This is a genomic window from Pseudomonas sp. SZ57, assembly GCF_009495975.1.
In the GTDB taxonomy this organism is placed as follows: domain Bacteria; phylum Pseudomonadota; class Gammaproteobacteria; order Pseudomonadales; family Pseudomonadaceae; genus Aquipseudomonas; species Aquipseudomonas syringae.
On sequence record NZ_WIBD01000018.1, the window covers coordinates 33,590 to 55,763 of the forward strand.

Here is a 22,174-nt window from a genome sequence, read left to right on the forward strand (position 1 = left end):
TTGCTTGTTCCAATACCCTCATCGACACGCTCTATGGCGCTTTGCCTTGATGGCTGATCAGTCAGGACTGGCGGCAGTACTGCGCTCGTAACGCTCCAGCAAAGGCTGGATACTGATGCCGTGTACCAGGATGCTTAGCGCAACAACCGAGAGCGTCATGCCGATCACCACATGGCCGACGTCATGTGCAAGACCATGTGACAAGGCGAAGCACAGGTAATAAAGACTGCCGATGCCGCGAATGCCGAACCAGCCAACCAGTGCTTTTTGCCTGACGTTGAGCAGACGACGACTCACCAGCAACCAGACGCTGGCAGGACGAATCACGCAAAACAGCGCGATCCCCAGGCCGATGGCGCGCCAGTCCCAGTACATCGCCAGCGCCGCGCCCAGCAGGGTGATCAGCAGGACTTCCATGGCGCGCTCCACCAGGCTACCGAACGCCAGCATATCGCCCATCATCACGCCGGCAGCCAGTTGCGAATCGCTCATGTCGTCGACCTGCGCGACCGTGCCCTGTTCGAGGGATGACGTCATATGCCCGAGGACCGGCTGCGCGACATGCTCGGACGGCAGCTCTGAACGCGTGACACGTACCTCGGCCTGACGCAGCCCGAACCCAGCGGTAAATACCGAAAGAAAGCCAAAGGCCCCGACGCTTTGCGCAACGACATAAGCCAGGGCGATCAGTGCCAGCGCCAGAAAGTCATTGGGCGAGGTGGTGCTGTCGGCGTTCTTGATGCGCAGAAAGATCATCAGATGGCCGACCCCGCGGCCCATGCCGTAACCAATCAACAAACCGGCCGGCACCGCCCAGACCAGGTCCTTGATCAGCCATCCCTGGACCCAGTCGCTCATCGCGCCCCCGGAACTCAGGTACAGCAAGGCAAAGATCACGAATGGAAACGCGGTTCCGTCGTTGAGGCCCGCTTCGCCGGACATGCCGAAGCGCAGGCGGTCCTGATCCTGGGCGTTGTTGACCTGGACCATACCGGCCAGCACCGGGTCGGTCGGCGACAGCATCGCGCCGAGCAACAACGACACGCCCCAGTCCAGGCCAATGATGTAGTGCCCCGCGACCGTCACGCCAGCGATGGTCGCCAGCATCACCGGCCCGGCCAGCCAATAGGCTGAGTGCCAGGCTTTGCCGCGCAAGGGCAGGCGCAACTTGATGCCCGTACCGAACAGCGAAAACAGCACCGCCACTTCGGTCAGGCGTTCCAGCCACTCGTAGGATTTCTCGAAATCCAGATCGACGATATCCAGGCCCATCGGGCCGATGCCGAAGCCGAATCCCAGGCACACGGCCGATGTGGTCACTGGCATCCAGCGCAGGTAAGAGGAAGTGAGCGCCAATAGCATCAACAGCACGCCAAGCACGCCCATGCAGACAATAAAACTCATAGAGAAAGAACCACCGTCAAATGCGCCCGAAGAAGAGGGCGTAACGGTGGGACTCCCTTGCACGGTAATAAGTTGAAATAATTTGCCGGATGGCAATCAGCATGCGTCTTTTAAGCACGGCGATGCCTTTCGGCGTCGCCGCTGATCTCTAGCGCTCGATGCTGCGGCTCCAGCGTGCGTTCCACTCGGGACGGATCTGATTGACCTGATCCCAGTCGATGGTCACTGCTGTTTCCAGGTACTTCTCCATGGCCTCGACCTGACTGCGTGTCTTGTCAGTGGTCGGGGTTTTCGGGTTCGACGGAATCTGGTCACCGAACTCCAGCGCAGGCGCCTGTGCTTCCGGCGTCAGCAGATAAGCGGCCAGCTTCTGCGCCAGCTCCGGCTGGTTGTTGTTGGCTATCGCACATTCAGCCACGTTCAACACCACGCCGCCTTCCTTGGGCGATGCGTACTCCACCGGTACGCCCTTGATCTTCAGCGCGGTGACCTGGGTCGGCGTCAGCGGGAACAGGGCGGCTTCGTCGGTCTGCACCATTTCCGAGATCTTGGCGGAGCTGGCGATGTACTCCAGCACGTTCGGGCCGATGGTTTTCGGCCAGGCCTTGAAGCCGGGCTCGACGTCTTTCTCGCTGCCGCCCTGGATACGGTTGAACATCAGAAAGCCATGCAGGCCGAAGGTCGAGGAAGCCAGTGACTGGAACACCACCTTGTCCTTGAAACGTTTGTCGGCCAGGTCCATCCATGAGGTAGGCGCGCTCCAGCCCTGTTCCTTGAACATCCATGTGTTGTAGGCCAGGCCGGTCACACCCAGGCTGACGGCTGCTGCCTGTTCCTTGATTTTGGCCTTGGCAGGCAGGTCGGCCAGACTGGCGCTGGGTTGCAGCGTGTCGCACAGGCCCATGGAAATAGCGCGGTACATGATGCCATCGTCGAGAAAGATGACGTGCATCTGCGGGTTGTCCTTACTCGCCTGAACCTTGGCGAGGATATCGGCCGACGTGCCAGGCACGATCACCACCTTGACGTTGTTGGCCTTCTCGAACGCCGGCAGCACCTGATCGGCATACAGGCGCTCCATGGTCCCGCCGTTCATGCCCAGGTACAGCGTGGTTTCGGCCATGGCAGGCGTGGACAGAAGTGCGGCGGCCAGCGGCAGGCAGGACAGCCCGGTGAGGGCGAGACGTTTGGTGCTTTTCATAGGGACGACCTTCCTCTGTGCAATGGGATGACGTTCGTAACAGGTTCGATGGCAGGGGGTTGCAGAGCGATTTGCTGAAAGCGGTTGATGGAAAAGGCATCGAGCGAGATCCGTGAGGCGCCGTCGCAGACCCATTCGGCCAGCGCTTCACCCGCTGCCGGACCGATCTGAAAGCCCGCCCCGGCAAAGCCGAAGCCGTGCAGCAGGCCCGGACGAGTCAGGCTCGGACCCAGCACCGGCTCGCGATCCGGCAGATAGCCTTCGGTGCCACTCCAGGTGCGAATGGCCTGGGCGCCGGCGAGTGGCGGGTAGAGTTCGACGGCGTTGCGCAGGATATCCAGCACTGCCGCCTGTCCCGGTCTGGCGCGCGCCGGGTCGAGGGCGAAGCCTTGTCCGCCACCCAGGATGCAATTGCCGCGTGCCACTTGCCGGGCATAAATGCCGCCGCCTTCGACACCGGTGCTGACGTCCATGAACATCGGCAGCGGTTCTGTCACCAGCATTGCCGGGTGCCCTGAATACATCGGCACCGGTTCGTTGAATTGTGCTGCCAGCGCTGCGGCCCACGCCCCGGCGCAGTTGAGCAGCCAGGTGGCGCGCAGTGTCAGGCCGCTGGCGGTGGTAACGACGAACACGTTGCCGTCGTGGCTGACTTCACTGACCGGCGCCTGCTCGAACACCTGCGCGCCTGCCCGACGCGCAGCGCGGGCGAAGGCCGGCGATACCAGACGTGGATTGGCGTGTCCGTCGTCGGCGCACAGCGATGCACCGACGGCGACATCGCCGGCCCAGGGATAACGCGCGCGCAGTTGATCGCGATCAAGCAACTGCAAATCCAGGCCGAATCCCTGGCTGGCTTCAGCGTAGGCGCGTAAGGCATTCATGTCCTGTTCGCTGCGCGCCAGTTTGAGATGGCCCGAGCGCTGGTACTCGCCGTCGATGCCGATCAGCTCGCGCAGGTTGCCCCATATCTGATGCGCCCTTTGCGACAAGGGCAACTGCGACAGCGGACGGCCCTGACGCCGCACGCCGCCGTAATTGACGCCGCTGGAGTGCGATCCGCAAAAATCGCGTTCCAGCAAGGCGACCCGCTTGCCCTTCAGGGCAAGCGTCAAGGCTGCCGAGGCGCCGACAATGCCGCCGCCGATGACAATCGCGTCGGTTTCAATCAGTGTGCTCATGGTTGCGTCTCCACTGATTGCTTCTCCATGGGCTGCATCCCCAGACCGAAGGGCAGCGGCTTGATCGGTGCCTGACCGCGCAGGCGGCCGACGTGCTCGACGGGCCGGCCGCTCTCGCGGGCGATGATCTCGGCCGCGGCCAGGCCACACATCCGGCCCTGACAGCGACCCATACCGACCCGGCACATGGCCTTGACCCGATTGATCTCCCAATGACCGTCCTGCACGGCACTGCGAATCTCACCTGCAGAGACTTCTTCGCAGCGGCACACCAGCGTGTCATCCGCCACAGTGGCGGCCCAGTCCTCAGGGAACGGAAACGCGGTTTCCAGCCCGTGGCGGAAGCGTTCGATGCGTCGCAAGGCAGTTTTCAGCGTATCGATACGCCCAGTGTCTGCGACCCCACCGATGTCTTGCAGCAGCCCGAGCGCGGCCAGTTCGCCGGCCATTTCCGCAGCGTCTGCGCCCATAATTCCCGCGCCGTCGCCCGCCAGATAGATGCCTGACACGCTGCTGCGTCCACAGTCATCGCGGGTCGGCAGCCACGCCCGGTTGAGCGCGCTCCAGGCGAATTCACAGCCCAGCAGGTCGGCCAGTTGCGTCTCGCTGCGCAGCGCATGGGCAAAAGCGACGGCGTCACAGGCCAGGTGGCCCGATTTGCCGTTACGTTGCCATTGAATGCCGTCTACGCGTTTTTCCCCGTCGATGCGTGTCAGCTGCGCACCTTGATGCACCGGAATGCCGTGCGCGCTCAGCCACGCGCGGTAGTAGATGCCTTTGGCCAGCGTTGCCGGTTGGCCCAAGAGCGCCGGCAACGCCTTGCATTGCGCCGAAAACGGCGCGCTGTCGAGCACCGCCAGCACTTTTGCGCCCGCCTTGGCGTACTGATAGGCGACCAGGTACAGCAACGGGCCGCTGCCACAAAACACTACGCGCTGGCCGATCGCACAGCCCTGGTATTTGAGCGCGATTTGCGCTGCGCCGAGGCTGTACACGCCGGGCAGGGTCCAGCCGGGCGCTGGCAGAATGCGATCCGTAGCACCAGTGGCGACGATCAGGTGGCTGAAGTCGAGTGTGGCGGCGATACCGTTTTGCAGGGTATCGAGTTGATGATCTTCGGCATTCCAGACCAGCGTCTGCGGCCGGTAGTCGATATGCGCTGCGAGCGTGTCGAGCGCGTCGTGCACCGCGACCGCCTTGGCGCTTTCAAAGCCGTAGAGCGCCCTGGCCGAGCGCTGGAAGTTGGCCGGCTGGCGACGGTAGACCTGGCCGCCGCCGCGCAGCCCTTCATCGATCAGGCAGGCCTTGACGCCGTGGGCCAGTAGCGTCTGGGCGGCGCGAATGCCGGCCGGTCCTGCGCCAACAATGGCAATGGCCTGATCGCTCATACGCAGCGCCCCGGTTCACGAATCACCGCCTGACCGGCCTCCAGCAGCGTCGAACAGGCACGCACTCGCTGACCGTCACTCAGCCTTACCCAGCAGTCCTGACAGGCGCCCATCATGCAGAAACCGGCGCGAGGCTCGGCACTGAAGTCACTGCCGCGCAAATGGTCGCTGGCGGTCAGTACCGCGGTCAGCAAGGTATCGCCCAACAGACCGCTGGCCGGTTGGCCGTCAAGGGTGAAGGGCAGAACCGGGCGGTCATGTTCGGTCAGTCGTTTCAGCAATGCCATAACGTCAAAGCTCCGGGTTAGTGTTTGCCGACCAGCACGCGATCCAGCCCGTAGACCCGGTCGAGCAGGATCATGGTGGCGGCGGTGAGGGCGATGACCAGTGCCGACACGGCGGCCATCATCGGGTCGATGGATTCGGTGGCGTAGACATACATGCGCACCGGCAGGGTCTGGGTCGCGGGCGAGGTGACGAAGATCGACAGCGTGACTTCATCGAAGCTGTTGATGAACGCCAGTAACCAGCCGCCTGCCACGCCGGGCAGGATCATTGGCAGGGTGATCTGCCGAAACAGCGTGAAACGATCGGCCCCCAGGGACTCGGCGGCGTGCTCGGCGCTGCGGTCGATGCCGATTGCCGCTGCCAGTACCAGGCGCAGTACGTAAGGCGTGATGACCAGCACATGGGCGAAGATCAGCCAGGTGAAGCTGCCGTTCACACCCATCAGCGCAAACAGGCGCAGCATCGCCACCCCCAGTACCAGGTGCGGAATGATGATCGGCGACAGAAACAGGGCATTGAAAAAATTGCGGCCCGGGAATGTATGGCGAGTGATTGCCAGAGCGGCGGGTACCGCGATCAGGGTGGCCAGCGTCGCCGATACGAACGCCAGTATCAGGCTGTTGTAGAAGGAATCGATAAAGTCGGCGCGCTCGAAAACGGCCTTGAACCAGCGCAGCGAGAAGTGGGTGGTGGGCAGGCTCAGGGTGTTTTCCGGGGTAAACGCCACCAGGCACACCACCACCAGAGGGGCCATCATGAAGATCACTACCAGCGCATGAAACGAGAGGGCCAACGGACCGTTCTTGGACATGGATCATTCCCCCAGAGTTTTTTTGTAACGGCCTTCGAGCATGCGGTTCCAGGACAGCATGACCAGCAGGTTGACCAGCAGCAGCGCCACGGCAAGGGTTGCGCCCATCGGCCAGTTCAGCTCCGAGAGGTACTGGTCGTAGATCACTGTGGCGACCATCTTCAGGCGTCGTCCGCCGAGCAGGCCGGGAATGGCGAACGAACTGGCGGCCAGACCGAACACGATCAGCGAGCCGGACAGCACGCCGGGCATGACTTGCGGCAGAACGATCAGACGCATGACTTTCGCCTGGCTGGCGCCCAGCGACAGCGCGGCCTGTTCGGCTGTGGGGTCGAGCTTTTGCAGCGAGGTCCAGACCGGAATGATCATGAACGGCAACATGACGTGGACCAGCGCAATGACCACGGCAAACGGGGTGTACAGCAGTTTCACCGGGCGTCCGCCCATGAACTGGATGACCTGATTGATCAGACCGTCCGCGCCCAGCAGCAGGCTCCAGCCGAACGCCCGGACCACCACCGAGATCAGCAGCGGCGTGAGAATCAGGATCAGGAAGATCGAGCGCCATGGTGTGCCCATGCGGCTGAGAATGTAGGCTTCCGGCACGCCGATCAGCACGCACAGCAGGGTGACCAGCGCACTGATCCAGAAGGTGCGCAGGAAGATTTCATAGAAATACGAGTCGGTGACCACGGCCATATAGTTGGCCAGCGTGTAGCTGTCGCTTTTCACCCCGACCTGATAGTCGAACACGTTGAACGACAGCACCAGGGTCAGACCCAGCGGCAACACCAGCAAGCCGATATACAGCGCCAGCGCCGGAGCCGACAGCCAATAGCCGCGACCGCCCTGACGCATTTCGCTCAGCAGGCTCATGCGCGCACCTCGTCGGCATCCAGCACGCGCAGCAACTCGGTGGGCCAGTTCATGTCGACTGCCGCGCCTTGTTCCAGCGGCGCCTGGCCGTCGTTGCGACGTACTACCGTCACTTCGCCAATGCCGGTCTGGATGCGATACAGCCACTGGCTGCCGAGGAAGTAACGGGTGACGATGCGTCCGGACAGTCGTCCGCAGCCAGGTGCCACCAGATCGATCTTCTCGGGACGCAGGCTGAGGGTCAGGCTGCCATCGCCGGGCACCTGACGAATCTGCGGAATGCCGCTGCTGTCCAGATCACCCTGCAACATGTTGGCCTTGCCGACGAAACCCGAAATGAAGCGTGTGCGCGGGTGTTCGTAAAGCTTGTAAGGCTCGTCGATCTGGGTGATACGACCGGCCTGCATCACCACGACCCGATCGCTGATCGACAGGGCTTCGGCCTGATCGTGGGTGACCATCAGCGTGGTAATGCCGACTTCGTTCTGAATGCGGCGGATCTCGAACTGCATCTCTTCGCGCAGGTTGGCGTCCAGGTTGGACAGCGGCTCGTCGAGCAGCAGCACTGGCGGCTCGATTACCAGTGCGCGTGCCAATGCGACCCGTTGGCGCTGACCACCGGACAACTCGCGCGGGTAACGCTCGGCATGCTGACCGAGGCGCACCAGTTCCAGTACCCGTTTGACACGCGGCTGCAACTCGGCGGCAGGCACCTTGCGCATACGCAGGCCGAACGCAACGTTGTCGGCCACGGTCATGTGCGGAAACAGCGCATAGCTTTGAAACACTACGCCGAGGCCTCGGCTGCTGGGTTTGGCATGGGTGATGTCGCGCCCGTCGAGCACAATGCGTCCGTCACTGACGTCAACGAAGCCGGCGATCATTTGCAGGGTGGTGGTTTTGCCGCAGCCGGAAGGGCCGAGCAGTGAAACGAATTCGCCCTTGTCGACGGCCAGGTTGGTGGCAACCACCGCGTCAATGGAGCCGTAGCGTTTGGAGAGTCCTTCAAGCTGCAGAAATGCCATGCCTGCTTCCACCTTTGTGCATGCGCGCCGAAGCACGCGTTTGTCATGGGCAGATGCGAAATGAAGTCATGCAGTTCTGTGGACGTTGGTGCTCGCTCTGCGTCGGCTACCGATGATTGTTCAAATCGCCCCTGTGGACTGAGAGTAGGGCGAAGGCTAGGATGGGCTCAACAGAGAATTTCACTGAATAACATTTTTCTTTGAATTAATTCTTTTAGTGGAAATATAAAGAGATATTGCCATGGATAATTCCACTGATCGGAATAGCGAGAAAGCTGAAGTCGGAGTGGGAGCCGTTTCCCGTCTGTTCGCGGTACTGCGCTGCCTGGGCGATTGTGATGAAGGCGGTGAGCGGGTCACGCAACTCGCCCAGCGTGTCGGGCTGTCGCAACCCACCACACACCGCTTGCTGCGCAGCCTGATGGATGAGGGCATGGTCGAGCAGGATCTGCTCAGCAAACGTTACCGGTTGAGCATCGAGTTCTTCGCCCTGGCCGCCAAGGCGGGTAATACCGGCAACCTGCGTGACGTGGTGCGCCCCAGCCTTTTGCGCCTGTCGGCCTCACTGGGTGACTCGCTGTTTTTGCTGGCACGCAGCGGTTTCGACGCGATCTGTCTGGACCGCAGCGAAGGCCCGTATCCGATCCGCACGTTCACCGGCGACATCGGCGGCCGTGTAGCCTTGGGCGTGGGGCAGGGCAGTCTGGCGATTCTTGCGTTTCTGCCCGAGGACGAGCGGGAAACGGTCATTGCCTACAACCTGCCACGGCTCAAGGATTTTCACCTGTACGACGAGGTGTTTCTGCGTTCGGAGGTGGAAAACGTACGGCGCCAGGGCTACGCGGGGCGCAACACCGGTGCGCTTCCGGGCATGGCCGGGCTTGCTGTGCCGATCCTGGACCGCAGCGGTCGTGCAGTGGCTGCGCTCAGCGTGGCGACCATCTCCGACCGGCTGGGGCCCGATCGCCTGATGACCGTGGTCGAATTGCTCAAGCGCGAAGCCACGGCCATCAGTGCCAGAATCAACCCGTTCGACCCGTCGCTGCGGCGGCCCAGCCAGGTGTTCGGGCAGGTTGAATAGGCAGCATGCCTGTTCAGTTTCGAAGCGGCTGTCGGTCTTCGCTCGTTACGCCCATCCGCTGCGGCTCAGGCCTTCTGCCTTGAACACCAGCGCCTTCAGGCCGCCCTCAACGCGAGCGTCGGGGAACTCCGGCGGGTTTTCCAGGCGTTGTTCGAAGCGCAGGCAAGGTGCTTCGATTGCGGTGTGCTGAATCAGAAAATCCGGTCCCAGCGCGGGATCGTTCATGCACGCCAGCACCGAACCGTTCTCGTCCAGCAACTCCGGCAATCGACGCAGGACACGCTGGTAGTCCTTGTCGAGCATGAAACTGCCTTTCTGGAAGGACGGCGGGTCGATGATGATCAGGTCATAAGGGCCGCAACGGGTGACTTTGGCCCAGGACTTGAACAGGTCATGGCCCAGAAAGGTCACGCGGCTGAGGTCCTGATCATTGAGGCGATGATTCTCGCGACCGCGATTCAACGCAGCACGGGCCATGTCCAGATTCACGACGTGGTCGGCACCCCCGGCCAGGGCGGCGACCGAGAAGCCGCAGGTGTAGGCGAACAGATTGAGGATGCGTTTGCCCTTGGCCTGAGCCTGCACCCATTCACGGCCGTAGCGCATGTCCAGAAACAGGCCGCTGTTCTGCTTTTTGCCGAAATCGACTTTGTAGCGCAGGCCGTTTTCGGTGATCACCCATTCATCCGCGACCTCGCCGGTCAGCCATTGGGTGGTGCTCTGAGGCAGATAGCGGTGTTGCAGCAGCAGGGTGTGAGCCTGGCTCTGCTGCCACTGGGGCGTGTCGATCAACGCGTGCAACAGCTGCATCAATGCTGCCAGCTCGGATTCAAGAGGTTCCTTGAACACCGAGACCAGCACCACGCCCTGCATCCAGTCGACGGTGATGTGCTCCAGCCCCGGCCACATACGACCACGGCCGTGAAACAGGCGGCGGGTTTCATTCGGGACGTTGTTCAACGCGTCGATCAGGTGCTGTTGCAGAATCGCGAGTGCTTCAGGGGTCATGGCGCAGGTCGGTCAGGAAAAGCGGCGTATGGTAAACGTATTTCAGCAGATGGGCATCGCAGGGTTCAGCGTGGCATGTATTGGCGTTGCCAGCGGTGCGGGATTTTCAGCGAAACCAGCCCCAGCAACGCCGACAGGCTGCCGCTGATCAACAGGGCGTTGAGCCCCAGACGATGCTCGAGTATCGCGCCTATCACGGCGCCGATGAACATGCCGACCCAGGGGACCAGTTGCACGCGCCAGCCGTCCCGGCGTTCCCCCAGCATCCAGCGACCCAGGCCACGACCGAACCGCGACAGCGCGCCGGTCACGTAAGTCAGACCGACCGGCAGCCCGTTGACCTGCTCGACGGCGGCGTTGAGCATGCCCATTGCCAGAATCGCCCAGATCAGCGCGAGCATGTTGCTTTCCAGTGGCCATGCGGCAGCCGCACACAGCAGCGTGGCGATGCCCAGCAGCAAAGGCAGGGCACGTCGCCCGCCAAGGCGCGTAACCACCACGCCCAGCGCATTGCCGGCAATGAAAGCAAGGATTGCGAGGGTTAGACGCACCGTCACGCTCAGGTCGCCATCACTGATTGCGACTGCAAGCCGGGTGGTGTTGCCGCTCATGAACGAAACGAAATCGCCGGTGGCCATGAAGCCGATGGCATCGGTCATGCCGGCCAGAACCGACAGGCTCGCAACCAGCCCCATACCGACCCGGCCACGCCATTTCTGCATGTTCAGGTGCCTGGGGCTGACGCTGGAAGTGGCGGGCTGTGGCAGCATCGAAGGTCCTCTGGACCGAAGAAAGCGCGTCTGAACTCGGGTGCAGCGATTTACAGCGGCTTGGCGCGCACGATCCGCTTGGCCTTGACCTCATCAGCATAGGCTTTGAGCTGGTCGGCATCGCTGTAAAGGCGGTTGACCATCTGCAGCACTGCGGTGACATCCACATCGTTCATCTGCGAGGCGAGTTTGAGAATTTCCTCCGCCGTGTTTTCCAGATTGGTTGCTGTCCCTTTCAGGTGTCGCTTCAGCTCCTGAGTCGACTTATTGAGCGCCATACGTGTTCCTGTGCCAAGACCTTGAATTCCATACCCGGAGCATGGCTTTTTCTGCGATAACAAGCAATCAGGCGTGTGCCTGTGCGTCAGGGTATCGGCCGATTCAGGCTGATCTGCAAGGCAAGCTGCTCAATCGTCGCGGGTCAGCACTTCCAGCAGTTCTATTTCGAACGTCAGGTCGGCTCCGGGCTTGATGTGCGCGCCCATGCTTCTGTCGCCGTAGGCCAGGTGAGCGGGGACGAACAATTGACGCTTGCCGCCGACTTTCATGTCCATCAGGCCCTGGTCCCAGCCTTTAATGACGCGACCAGTGCCGATCACGCACTGAAACGGCTTGCCACGCTCGTGGGAGGAATCGAACACCGTGCCGTCTTCAAGGGTTCCGGTGTAATGCGTGGTGATCAGCGCACCCTTTACCGCTGCCTTGCCCTCGCCGAGGTGCAGCTCGGTAATCTGTAATTCTTTGCTCATTGCCATGCTTCCGGTTGCAGCGCGCTCTGTCATTGGCGCGAGCGGGCTTTCTCGCAGAAAAGCCGCTTCATGACAAGCCGCCTCATGACAAACCGGTGGAAACGAAAACGGGGGAAGCTTTCGCTTCCCCCGTTTAGTCGAACCCCAGTAACTGTCAGAGATTCTGCGAGCTGACCACCATGGCCTGCGCGATGTTCTCTTTCTGCTCTTGAGTGAAGCCGTCCCAGATATTGGTCTTGGCGTAGTAACCCAGGCCCGCCAGGCAATAAAGGCTGAGGGTCAGAACGATGACGATCGAAACAAAGGTCCAGCGGCCTTCGTCATCGTCTTCCCGTGTGAAGCTGCGCGAATAGTTGTCCTCTGCGCTGCGGAAGAACAGCGCGGACGACAGACGCTTGAGCCACTGGAACAAATGAACAACAACGATGCGCAGCATGGGTAAATCACCTCAAAGGTTAAGAAAACGGGTTACCGGGATGCCGTCGAGGGCATCGGATGCAAAAGCTGAAAACGAAAAAAGCCCGTCTATGACGGGCTTTCTTTTTATGATTCTGTTCAGGCGAGCAGTGAAGGGCGACGTTGAAACGGATCGCGGGAAGCACTGCGCGTGCCTGACGTTATGGAAACATTTTAAAACAAATGGAGGGTCGCATCTACCCGCGCCATTCGGTTGTCAGACAACTGGTAGTGCCTGGAGGTGTGACAAAACGTCGCCCTGTGCTCATTTGCTGCTCAGCAAGCAGCATGCTCCGTGGTCAAGTCTTGTAATACTTTCTCAGCGTACGAAACATCTATGTGTATTGTACGATCAGCGCCCGTATTGATTTTCAGGACTGTATGAATACCCTCCAGGAGCCTCCGAGTTGTCCTCCTTCCATCGCTTATGGCTGGCCGGTAATCTCACTGTTACCCAGCAGGCCGCTTCATTCGAACGTCTCTCTACTTAACGTCTTGCACTGCATGCATTACGGCAGACCTTCGCGTCCTGACGCTGCAACGCCATGCCTGACGTTCAGTCATGGTGTCTGGTCTACAGTGACCCATACCAACCCCTGCCATTTTTATCGTGAGGCTGCATAAACCATGGAATGGATCGCTGATCCCACGGCATGGCTTGGCCTGCTGACCCTTATCGTGCTGGAACTGGTGCTGGGCATCGACAACCTGGTGTTCATCGCCATCCTGGCCGACAAACTGCCCCCTGAACAACGCGACAAGGCGCGCGTCATTGGCCTGTCGCTGGCGTTGATCATGCGCCTTGGCCTGCTGGCGAGCATCTCGTGGATGGTGACGCTGACCGAGCCGTTGTTCGAAATATTCGGCAAGACGTTCTCCGGTCGCGACCTGATCATGCTGTTTGGTGGTGTGTTCCTGCTGTTCAAGGCCACCATGGAACTGCATGAGCGGCTGGAAGGGCATGTCGCCCAGCGCGCCGGTAATGCGGGCTATGCGTTGTTCTGGCCTATCGTTGCGCAGATCGTCGTACTGGACGCCGTGTTCTCGCTGGATGCGGTGATTACCGCCGTCGGCATGGTCGAGCACCTGTCGGTGATGATGATCGCGGTGATCTTCTCCATCGGCCTGATGATGATTGCCAGCAAGCCGCTGACCAAATTCGTCAACAGCCGCCCGACGGTGATCATGCTGTGTCTGGGCTTCCTGATGATGATCGGTTTCAGCCTGACCGCCGAAGGCCTGGGTTTCCATATTCCCAAGGGCTATCTGTATGCGGCCATCGGCTTCTCGATCCTCATCGAGGTGTTCAACCAGATTGCCCGCAAGCGCAGCAAGAAGTCGGCCCATGGCCACCTGCCGCGCCGCGAGCGGGCAGCCCATGCGGTGATGCGCCTACTGGGCGGTCGCAAGCTGGAGTCTGGTGACGTCGATGAGGAAATCACCGACATGCTGGATGGTGAAAGCAGCGAGCCGGTGTTCGACCGTCGTGAGCGCGTGATGATCAGCGGCGTACTGCAGCTGGCAGAGCGGCCGATTCGCACGGTGATGACGCCGAGGGCGGAAGTCGACTGTATCGACCTGAACGACAGCGCCGAAAAGATTCGTCTGAAACTGATGCACTCGTCCTACTCGCGTCTGCCGCTGATTGGCGAGCGCGGTATCGATGAGCCGCTGGGCTTCGTGCACAAGAAAGAGCTGTTCAAGGAGCTGTTGTCCGGCAACGAGCCCGACTTGAAACTGATGTCGCGCAAAGCAATCAACCTGCTGGAAAGCTTCACCATCCTCAATGCCCTGGAGCAGATGCGCAAGGAATCGACGCACATCGCGTTTGTGGTCAACGAGTTTGGTGACTTCATCGGCGTGTTGAGCATGACCGACATTCTCGAGTCCATCGCTGGCCAGCTGCCTGACGCCAGCGAAGTGGAAGGCCCGGACATCGTCGAGCAGGGCGAGGACTTCGTGGTATCGGGAGCCTTGAACCTGAGCCTGATTCGCGAGCGCACTGGCTTCCAGGCCAAGGCGACCGAGGATTATCAGACCCTCGCCGGACTGGTCATGAGCCTGCTGGATCGCCTGCCGTCTACCGGCGACAGCCTCAGCTGGCAGGGCTGGAACCTGCACGTCGTCGGCGTGGAAGAGCGCCGAGTGACTCGGGTGTTGCTGCAGAAGCAGCCCGACATGGGGGCTGGCAAATAAGCACCGAGCTGTAATGCAAAACGGGGCCTGCTCATGCTGAGCAGGCCCCGTCTTCATGTGTGCGTCACGCTTATTTTCGACGCGGACGCGACACCACGGATTCGATATTCTTGCGGCCGATCAGCTTGGGCTGCGCAGGCTCTTTGGCCACCGGCTCATCAGCCAGCCACTTGAACATCACAAGACAATCCACCAGGCCCAATCGGGCATGACGATAAGCCTTGGGCAACCGCCCGACCGTCTCGAAACCCAGCTTGCTCCACAACCCGACCGCCACCTCATTGCTGGCGACCACCGAATTGAACTGCATCGCCAGGAACCCGCTGTCGCGCGCCAGTCGCTGCGAATGCTCGCACATCAACCGCGCCACACCGCGCCCTCGCGCCGCTTCCGTCACCATATAGCCACAGTTGCAGACATGATTACCCGGGCCTGCCGCATTGGCCTTCAGGTAATAGCTGCCCAACAGCTGGCCATCTTCCTCGGCAATCAGCGTGTGCAACGGCGCCTTCATCCACAGATCGCGAGCCTGCTCCTGAGTGAGGGCAGGGTCGTAGGCGTAGGTTTCCTGAGCGATGACGACAGCCTGGAAGGTGGGCCAGAAGCGCTCGAAATCTTCCGGTGTCATGGGGCGAATCTGGATCATGGTGAGGCCTTGGTGGGTAGGGCTTGAAGTCCGGCGTGTACGTTAGCTTGGGTGTGCTACCACTTCCAGGCTTTTTCGGTGAACTCGGCCGTGGAGGGGAGCACGGTATGGAGAAAGCTCAGGTACTTGTTGAACAGTACCTCGTGCTGGAAGCGGGCCTCGAAGCCGAGAGTGACGTCCGTGCGGTGCGTGATGATCATCAAGCGTTTGCGGTCGACAGTGACGAAGTTGTACTCGCCCCATGGCAGGCTTTGTTCGTGGTGGATGGGGTTTTCCCAGTTGAGTAGCTTGATGGCTGCGATGAATGCCATGGCCACGGGGCCGATCAGGAAGAGCAGCGAGCCGGTGAGTATGGCTACTAATACGAACAGCATGATCACGGCGATGGCGATGCCTTTGAAAAAGGAAGAGGCGAAGTCGGGGTAGTGGAGGTAGTACTCGAGGTGGGCTCTGTCGGTTTTGATGGTGTAGTTGTAGATGGTTTTTTGGCGGACGCCTAACGCTATGATGTAGATGGCGGCGCCCGCAAATGTGTACACCAGAAAAAGTGCCTCAGAGGGCTTCTCTAGATAGACATCCCTGCCAAGCCATATGCAGAAGCTCATGGGCAGCGCGCATATAAATATCGTACCTAGCTGGGTCCAAAATATTTCATTGGGGGATCTTGCCATGGTTTTTATGGACCAGTTAAAAATATCGTTGCTCGCTAGGCTCGGACTGATTGTTTTAGCATTACCTGAATCATCAGCGATATTGTTTTTTGTTTTTTGCAAGATAGGGGCTTTCGTTTTATCAGTCATGATGTTATTCCGCTATTTCAAGTGTCAAGGTGCTGATTCGACTAGACGCTTTTATTTCCAGTTCGATATGTGCCAGCCCGTCGACTGCTGTATCTCCCTGACTATCAAGTTTCAGTTGAAACAGGTAGCCTACGTCCTGTTGACCAGGTCTTATCAGACTGTCGGGATACCATATTTGTAGTTCCAGATACGTTGCGTCTTTCTCAAGCGGCACCCAGGTTTCCCAAACAACATCTTCACTTTCAGGGGGCATAAGCGGAAATGTGAAATCTTCTTGGGCTTTGCGAGCGGGCTGATTGACAAGCTTTTTAAATTGATCAACCTTCTTGAACTGTCCTCTATCGAGAAAGGGGTCGAGTATCGGGTCATCAATTTTTGCTACAGGCAGCACGCCCAGTGGACGTTTACTACTGATGATATTGAAATGTACTGATTGTCCGCGCACTGCGCTTGGCAGAAGAATTTGCACACCAGCACCGTATTGTACCGGAGCGCTATAGGGGGTATCTCTACCAAAATAATGGTCTTCGTCGCGTGTGGTGCTTTTAACATGAACCTGAGGGCTCAGCTGTATCGTGAGCAGAGCAAGCTTTTCTTCAAGTTGACCATCTGCATCTGTTGAATAATGGTAGTTGATTGATTTGGACCAGCTGCATTTTCGCAGCCACCATCCAACGCTATCTTGCTTGAAATAATTCAACGCCATATTAGTCAATAGATAAATCACACCTGTTAGCAGAATTGCTACGCTAAACCACGGGTTCATTGCAACCAATGTATAAGAACTGGTTGGAAGAATTCCTGCAGCGAGCTGGAATGTGCTGCCTATCGCCATAAGGCCTACTGAACCAAATTTTATACGTGTGACAGTTGCCTCTTCAGTTGTTTTTGTTTTAGTCAGGTCATCGTAGATGTCTATCAACTCCAACGTAGACGCCGCTACCCCAAACGCCCCCATCGCCACCATCGAAACCCTGAACCCACGTATCGCATCACTCCACGCCGCATTTCCCTTTGCCCTCCAATAACCCGCAGAACGATCCAGAATCCCCACATTCTTGCCGTCAATCAGCACCGGCGTCGCATCCCTGATAATTGCCCACGGCGCTTCAACAAACACCGCCATCAACAAGTTAAAGCTATACCCCAACCCATACGTCACCTTGCCGATGTCCTTGGCACTGAAGTCTCCGTCCCGAGTAAGGTCGCGATAGGTGAAAGCGGTGTTGATGAAGTTGAGCATGATCACGCCCCAGGTGATCGAGCCGGCAATCCCTCCCAGTCCATCGAGCCAACGCTTGGCGCTGCTCAGCCATTCTTTGGTGATGGCTTTGCCGGACTGGAAGTGCAGGCGAATTTCGTCCTGCAACTGCTTGGCGTATTGGTTGTTCTGATAGTCGAGCAGGGCGGGCATGCTCAGTTCGTGCAGGCGAAGCTTTTGCTCGAGCGCGCGCAGGTGGCTGGCGATGCTTTTGCGGGGGTTGTAAGCGGTTGGGTAGAGCCAGCTGCGACGGATATCACTGATCTGTTTGTTGAGTACCCGCCATTCGCTGATCCAGTTTTTCAGTTTCGCGAGCATGTTGTGATCGATCGCAATACGCGCCTTTGAATCGAGCAAAATCTGGCCGATCAACAGTGTGCGAATCAGTGCGGCGATGTTCTGCTGCTTGCCCACCGCCAGGCGGCTGTCGATGGGCACCCAGGCCAGCAGGATACTTTCGAACGTTGCCTTGCCAGCACCGCTGGCCAGTTGGCCGAGGGCTTTGAAGGTGTCCTGAACGGGGTGTTTCAGCGCCTTCATCCACGGCTTGTCGGCAAAGCCCTGGTGATTGAGCGTGCCGTTAAGTTCGCCAATGCGGGTGGCCAGGTTGGTGATGTCGCCGAGGCCGTTCAGCAGCGCGTTAGCTTCCTGGTGTAGGGCATGTTTGAGCGCCGGTGAGAAGCCGTAGCGCAACGTGCCAAACAGGCTGCTGTCGTTGGCTTCCTGCTCGGCGAGCCAGGCGCTGGCGGCGTTGTCCTGAGCGTAAATGATCTGCAGGTTAAGCATGAGCGTTTGCAGATAAAGCAGGCTTTCAGGGTGTGTGGGGTCGACAAACAGCTTGAGCGGTTCCGTGCCCAGATGTGTCGACCATTGCCGAAAGTCGCTTTGCGTGTCACGCACCTGTTGCAGCAGTGTGTCGCCGGTTGGCAGGTGCTGCTGAAGGTACGCACGCGCACCACTCAGATCGACCTCGCGCCGCCATTTGTGGCGATCTTTCCAGGCTTGCAGGGCCTCGTCGGAGGGCGCGCTGCCGTAACGCATTTCAATCGATTTGCGCATGTCCAGGCTCTTGAACATGTCCGGCATCAGCAGAAAATCGCCGGGAACGTTACTGCTGCTGATCTGCGCTTCCTCAAGAATGCACTGCTCGAAGTAAGCTTCGAGCTCGCCCAGATACTGGTGAGTGAGCGCGGCATTGTTGCGCACCGATGCTGGCAGTTTCTCCGGCTCGCTTTCAGCGCCACATAGCGTGGTGACGGTCTGGGCGATCTGGATCTTGTGTTCGTGCTCGGCTTGCCAGTTGCGGTACGCGGCCTGATCGGCGGCCAGTTGCATGCCCAGATCGTTGAAAATGGCCAGCGGATCATCAAGGGCTATGAGCAGGGAGCTGTCCTGATCTTCAACGCTGCCCTGCCAGAAAACGTCAGCGCCGATTGGCGAAAACAGCGGCTGGGTTTCTTCACTGGAGGACTCGGATGTAGGAACAGCCGAGTCTGCAAAGCGGTCATCACCAACCACATGCTCCTTGTCGATGTCCGCCACCGCCTCGGCGATGCGGTTCAGTGGCAAGGTATCCGGCTCGGCCATGGTCATGCAGTAGCGTTTCAGATCCAGCGCTTTCATCCATGAAGCGCGGCTTTCCGGATTCGAGCGCAGGTGTTCGCAGATTTGCCAGGTCCACTGCTGCGCTGAAAACGCGATGCGCAGCAGGTTGTTTCGCGGATAGAGCAGAAAAGGCTTGGCATCGCTGCCGCCACTGCGCTGGTCGCTGCCAAGCTGCGCATCGGTCCAGATAATACGACTCAGGTTGCCAGTGGCGGCTGACACCGCGTATTCATCTAACGTTTTGGCGTCCTCGTCGTAGACATACACGTAGCCGTCATACAGCTGGCGAAGGGTATAGCTGCGTGTTTTCAGCTTCGGCATCACCGCCCAGCGGCTGCCTTTGAGTAGCGGTTTCAGCTTGTTGGGCGAGGTATCGTAGCGGGAGCGGTCCAGCGCATAGCGCACGGGTACGATGGCGACTTCAGGTTTTCGGAAGGGGCACAGACTGGTAGCCGTGGCGGGTATCTTGGCGAACGTTGCAGCACGTCGTTGCGTTAGTGTGCCGGATTTATCGGTCATGCATGGCATCTCTGTCGGTACGAACTTTCTGACGGTATTCATCGAGTGCGTTTATGCGCAGTTCCGGGGGTAAATGCTGATGCTCGGGGTACTGAACGCACCAGGATTGGTAGTGGCCCTTTGGCGAGCTTACAAAGCCCAGGCCCCAGTCGTGGCAGATGTCGGCCCAGGTCGCCAGTGCGTACTCACTGACCAGCCCCCACTCAATTGCGCTGTCCACGACATGCGTCAGCCAGATTTCGATTTGATCGTCGCTCTGGTCCAGAAAGGCCAGCGGATCCTGCTTTTTGATCCATTCATATAGGCGCCCTTCGAATAGCCATCGATGGCAGCTTTCGAAGGCTTGCAACTGACGTTCGCTCACCAGAGGAAAATGCGCTCGAGAGACTTTTTGCGCACGCTCGTTAACAAATGTCGTGATCGCTGGATCGAGGTTTTGTTGCCAGCTGCGCAGGGGTGACTGAACCCAGAGTTGATCGATGGGGCCTAGCGTCGAGTTCAAATGTTCAGGGTCATAGCTCGATAGCCAATAGTGCATCACCAGCGGATCTGCGAAGCGCAGCAGACTTGAATGACCGAGATAATCAAGGGGGCTCAGGAAACGCTGCAAATGTTCAGAGACGCTTTTCAAGGACGCATCGCTGAAAAAAATGCAGGCGTCGATACGTTGTTCAGGATGTCGATGCCACTGCGCAATGAGTTCGGAGGGATGAGCCGTGCGCACAAGTACCGGGCCTAAATCCATGATCTCTGCCCACCGTGTGCCGAGATAAAGCGGAGCGATATCGATAGGCTCGTCGCGCTGGTATAGCTGCTTTAAGGCGTCAGGTCTCAGCACTCCGTCAATCAACAGATAATTGGCTTGATTCATTTTTTCGTTTCTTCGGTTGCTTGGGAGCATTGGCTACAAAGTGGGCTGCGTATCATTGCCTGTCGCTGTGCGGAGATCAGCATGTCACCTGATTCGCCAGCTTCTGGTCGCTCTGCATTACCTGGAAGTAGCGGGGTTGCTCCAGAGCCGTTTCCGGGGCTGCCCCCCGAATTGAGCTTTATCTGAGACCCGTTCACGGTCACGCCACTGGCATCGATCTTGATAAAGGAGCCGGCTGCTTTTAGCGTGATTTCAAGCCCCGCCTCAATGATCAGTTTGTTACCGGCTTTGAGGTGGATTTCCTGTCCTGCGTGGGCCAGCAATCCATCCCCCACTCTGATGTGCCGGGTTCCGCCCACGGTGACGTGATCGCTCGTTTTTACCTCGGTCAGCCGGTCGCCATCGACAGTCCGATGTTCCTCGGTCTTGAACTCGCTGTAGCTGTTGCCTTCGATCCGCTCATGCCGATGATGACCGACCCGGATTTTCTGCTCGTGCTCGACGTTTTGCTCCCAGTCGCGCTGGGCATGAATGTAGATCTGCTCCTGACCGGCCCGGTCTTCGATGCGCAGTTCGTTGGAACCATTGCCACCGGGGCTGCTCAGGCTCTTGAATACACTGCGCGTCTGATGTGCAGGCAGGTCGTAGGGCGGGACGTGCTCTGCGTGGTACAGGCAGCCGCTGACCAATGGACGGTCAGGGTCGCCGTCAAGGAACGTAACCAGTACTTCCATACCCACTCGCGGGATGACCATGCTGCCGTAGTGATTACCGGCCCAACCGGACGAAACCCTTACCCAGCAGCTGCTGCGATCATTGGCCTGCCCCTCGCGGTCCCAATGAAACTGCACTTTGACCCGACCGTGCCGGTCGCAGTGTATTTCCTGATCTTTCGGGCCGGTGACCACAGCGGTCTGGCTGCCGAATATTCTTGGCTTGGGATGATGCCGGGGAGGGCGATACGAGGCTTGCCACGGTGTAGCGAGAAAGGTATTGCGATAGCCTTGATGAAAGTCCCCCTTGTTCTGTAATGCATGGGCGGACTCCTCAAGCCCCTGCGGCTGGCGGCCCTCATGACGAACTTCGGTCAACAGCCACAGGTCGTTCCATTCCTCATTGGGGTGCTCGCGCAAAGGTAGAAAATGACCGCTGACCAAGGTGGGTTGATCACTTTGGCCATCGCCCAGTCGGTAATCCTGGCGATGGCGCTCAAGTGCGCGGCTCGCCAGATGCGCTCCTCGATCCCGATGAATGAAGCCGCCCGGGTACTCGTAGTGCTCCAGCTCTGGCCGGGCGTCGTCATATGCCGAACCTTCCATTTTCAGAAGTGGTTTTTCAAAGTGATAATCGCGATGAGTAACGCTGTTTGTACGTGTTTCCAGGCGCAACCTGAAGCGCTTGATGACCGACTTACCCGGTACCAGGCCACTGTCCGGCTTATAGATAACCGGATTTAGTTTAGGAAATACGGTCTGGTCATCACCAAACACCAGTTGATGTGCTGTGTGGCTGTGTTTGAAGTGGTAGTGCAGGCCTTCCTCTTCGCAAAGCCGCTGGATGAAGTGCAGGTCGGACTCGCCATACTGCACGCAGTATTCACGCTCGGGATAAGTCATACCGAGCTGGAAGCTGTAGGCGTCGCCTATCAGGTGATGTTCTTTCAGTACCTGCTCAATAATCTCCTTTACTGTTCGATTCTGGAAAATACGCTGATTGGTACGATGCCTGAGCCTTGCCAGATTCGGTCGCAAGGTGACGGAGTAGTGCGTAAGACGCCTGCCGGAATCGCCTTGGGAAACCTGATCGATCACTCCATGAATGCCGTTACCCCTGGATGTGTACTGCAGAAATGCGGGGCAATTCAGCAGGCTTTCGAGATCCATCGACGTGCGCTCGCTGACCAGCTCAAGCTTGAAACAGAAGGGCTGATTGATAGCTTCATGGCCGGTAAAAGAAAGGATTTGAAAATCATGCTCAGGGCCGTCGACGCTCATGCTCAAGTAAGGTCGATCAGTGGGGTTCAGCATCATAGGGACCA

Annotated in this window: 20 protein-coding genes; 2 read left to right on the forward strand and 18 right to left on the reverse strand. The window is 59.0% G+C overall.

What is annotated here, in order from left to right; all coding sequences use genetic code 11:
• Positions 1-57: 57 nt before the first annotated feature.
• From GE543_RS16095 to GE543_RS16130, 8 genes are all read right to left on the reverse strand, one after another.
• The gene (locus GE543_RS16095) at positions 58-1,404 is read right to left on the reverse strand and encodes a sodium:proton antiporter (protein ID WP_153221859.1); all 1,347 of its coding nucleotides are present in this window, start codon (positions 1,402-1,404) and stop codon (positions 58-60) included.
• A 148-nt stretch (positions 1,405-1,552) separates the two neighbouring features.
• Entirely contained in the window at positions 1,553-2,605 is a 1,053-nt protein-coding gene (locus GE543_RS16100; RefSeq protein ID WP_153221860.1) for an ABC transporter substrate-binding protein, read from the reverse strand.
• Complete coding sequence (locus GE543_RS16105) at positions 2,602-3,786, reverse strand: FAD-binding oxidoreductase (RefSeq protein ID WP_116816930.1); 1,185 nt, start codon at positions 3,784-3,786, stop codon at positions 2,602-2,604. Before GE543_RS16105 ends, GE543_RS16100 begins: the two co-directional genes overlap by 4 nt.
• Positions 3,783-5,174, reverse strand: a complete 1,392-nt coding sequence (locus tag GE543_RS16110; protein WP_153221861.1) for an NAD(P)/FAD-dependent oxidoreductase — start codon at positions 5,172-5,174, stop codon at positions 3,783-3,785. Before GE543_RS16110 ends, GE543_RS16105 begins: the two co-directional genes overlap by 4 nt.
• Complete coding sequence (locus tag GE543_RS16115) at positions 5,171-5,461, reverse strand: (2Fe-2S)-binding protein (RefSeq protein ID WP_153221862.1); 291 nt, start codon at positions 5,459-5,461, stop codon at positions 5,171-5,173. Before GE543_RS16115 ends, GE543_RS16110 begins: the two co-directional genes overlap by 4 nt.
• Positions 5,462-5,478: 17 nt before the next feature.
• Positions 5,479-6,273: an ABC transporter permease gene (locus tag GE543_RS16120; protein ID WP_003348289.1), complete on the reverse strand. Its 795-nt coding sequence runs from the start codon at positions 6,271-6,273 to the stop codon at positions 5,479-5,481.
• 3 nt (positions 6,274-6,276) lie between these two features.
• Positions 6,277-7,149, reverse strand: coding sequence for an ABC transporter permease (locus GE543_RS16125; RefSeq protein ID WP_153221863.1), 873 nt, complete (start codon positions 7,147-7,149; stop codon positions 6,277-6,279).
• A complete protein-coding gene (locus GE543_RS16130) occupies positions 7,146-8,174 on the reverse strand; it encodes an ABC transporter ATP-binding protein (RefSeq protein ID WP_153221864.1) in 1,029 nt (342 codons plus the stop codon). Before GE543_RS16130 ends, GE543_RS16125 begins: the two co-directional genes overlap by 4 nt.
• Positions 8,175-8,415: 241 nt before the next feature.
• On the opposite strand from GE543_RS16130, the gene GE543_RS16135 reads away from it, so the two are divergent.
• Positions 8,416-9,255, forward strand: a complete 840-nt coding sequence (locus GE543_RS16135) for an IclR family transcriptional regulator (protein WP_024961343.1) — start codon at positions 8,416-8,418, stop codon at positions 9,253-9,255.
• A 45-nt stretch (positions 9,256-9,300) separates the two neighbouring features.
• Here GE543_RS16135 and GE543_RS16140 read toward each other — a convergent pair whose 3' ends face one another.
• The 5 genes from GE543_RS16140 to GE543_RS16160 all read right to left on the reverse strand — a co-directional run bounded on the left by GE543_RS16140 (position 9,301) and on the right by GE543_RS16160 (position 12,218).
• Complete coding sequence (locus tag GE543_RS16140; protein WP_153221865.1) at positions 9,301-10,263, reverse strand: class I SAM-dependent methyltransferase; 963 nt, start codon at positions 10,261-10,263, stop codon at positions 9,301-9,303.
• Between the two features lie 65 nt (positions 10,264-10,328).
• On the reverse strand, positions 10,329-11,033 hold the full coding sequence (locus GE543_RS16145) for a YoaK family protein (RefSeq protein WP_153221866.1): 705 nt from the start codon (positions 11,031-11,033) through the stop codon (positions 10,329-10,331).
• A 50-nt stretch (positions 11,034-11,083) separates the two neighbouring features.
• Positions 11,084-11,311 (reverse strand): hypothetical protein, encoded by a 228-nt coding sequence (locus GE543_RS16150; protein WP_003317903.1) that lies wholly within the window; start codon positions 11,309-11,311, stop codon positions 11,084-11,086.
• A 129-nt stretch (positions 11,312-11,440) separates the two neighbouring features.
• Positions 11,441-11,782 (reverse strand): FKBP-type peptidyl-prolyl cis-trans isomerase, encoded by a 342-nt coding sequence (locus GE543_RS16155; RefSeq protein WP_178118621.1) that lies wholly within the window; start codon positions 11,780-11,782, stop codon positions 11,441-11,443.
• Positions 11,783-11,936: 154 nt separating this feature from the next.
• A complete protein-coding gene (locus tag GE543_RS16160) occupies positions 11,937-12,218 on the reverse strand; it encodes a hypothetical protein (RefSeq protein WP_003424123.1) in 282 nt (93 codons plus the stop codon).
• Between the two features lie 647 nt (positions 12,219-12,865).
• On the opposite strand from GE543_RS16160, the gene GE543_RS16165 reads away from it, so the two are divergent.
• A complete protein-coding gene (locus tag GE543_RS16165; protein WP_032653745.1) occupies positions 12,866-14,434 on the forward strand; it encodes a TerC family protein in 1,569 nt (522 codons plus the stop codon).
• A 70-nt stretch (positions 14,435-14,504) separates the two neighbouring features.
• Here GE543_RS16165 and GE543_RS16170 read toward each other — a convergent pair whose 3' ends face one another.
• Genes GE543_RS16170 through tssI form a run of 5 tightly spaced genes read right to left on the reverse strand, consistent with a single transcriptional unit; the run spans position 14,505 to position 22,166 of the window.
• Complete coding sequence (locus GE543_RS16170; protein ID WP_153221868.1) at positions 14,505-15,080, reverse strand: GNAT family N-acetyltransferase; 576 nt, start codon at positions 15,078-15,080, stop codon at positions 14,505-14,507.
• Positions 15,081-15,136: 56 nt separating this feature from the next.
• Complete coding sequence (locus GE543_RS16175) at positions 15,137-15,880, reverse strand: permease (RefSeq protein WP_153221869.1); 744 nt, start codon at positions 15,878-15,880, stop codon at positions 15,137-15,139.
• A gap of 4 nt (positions 15,881-15,884) precedes the next feature.
• A complete protein-coding gene (locus tag GE543_RS16180) occupies positions 15,885-19,265 on the reverse strand; it encodes a toxin VasX (protein WP_153221870.1) in 3,381 nt (1,126 codons plus the stop codon).
• Complete coding sequence (locus GE543_RS16185; RefSeq protein WP_153221871.1) at positions 19,255-20,136, reverse strand: DUF4123 domain-containing protein; 882 nt, start codon at positions 20,134-20,136, stop codon at positions 19,255-19,257. Before GE543_RS16185 ends, GE543_RS16180 begins: the two co-directional genes overlap by 11 nt.
• Entirely contained in the window at positions 20,133-22,166 is a 2,034-nt protein-coding gene (gene tssI / locus GE543_RS16190) for a type VI secretion system tip protein TssI/VgrG (protein ID WP_153221872.1), read from the reverse strand. The genes GE543_RS16185 and tssI overlap by 4 nt, the downstream gene beginning before the upstream one ends.
• Positions 22,167-22,174: the final 8 nt, after the last annotated feature.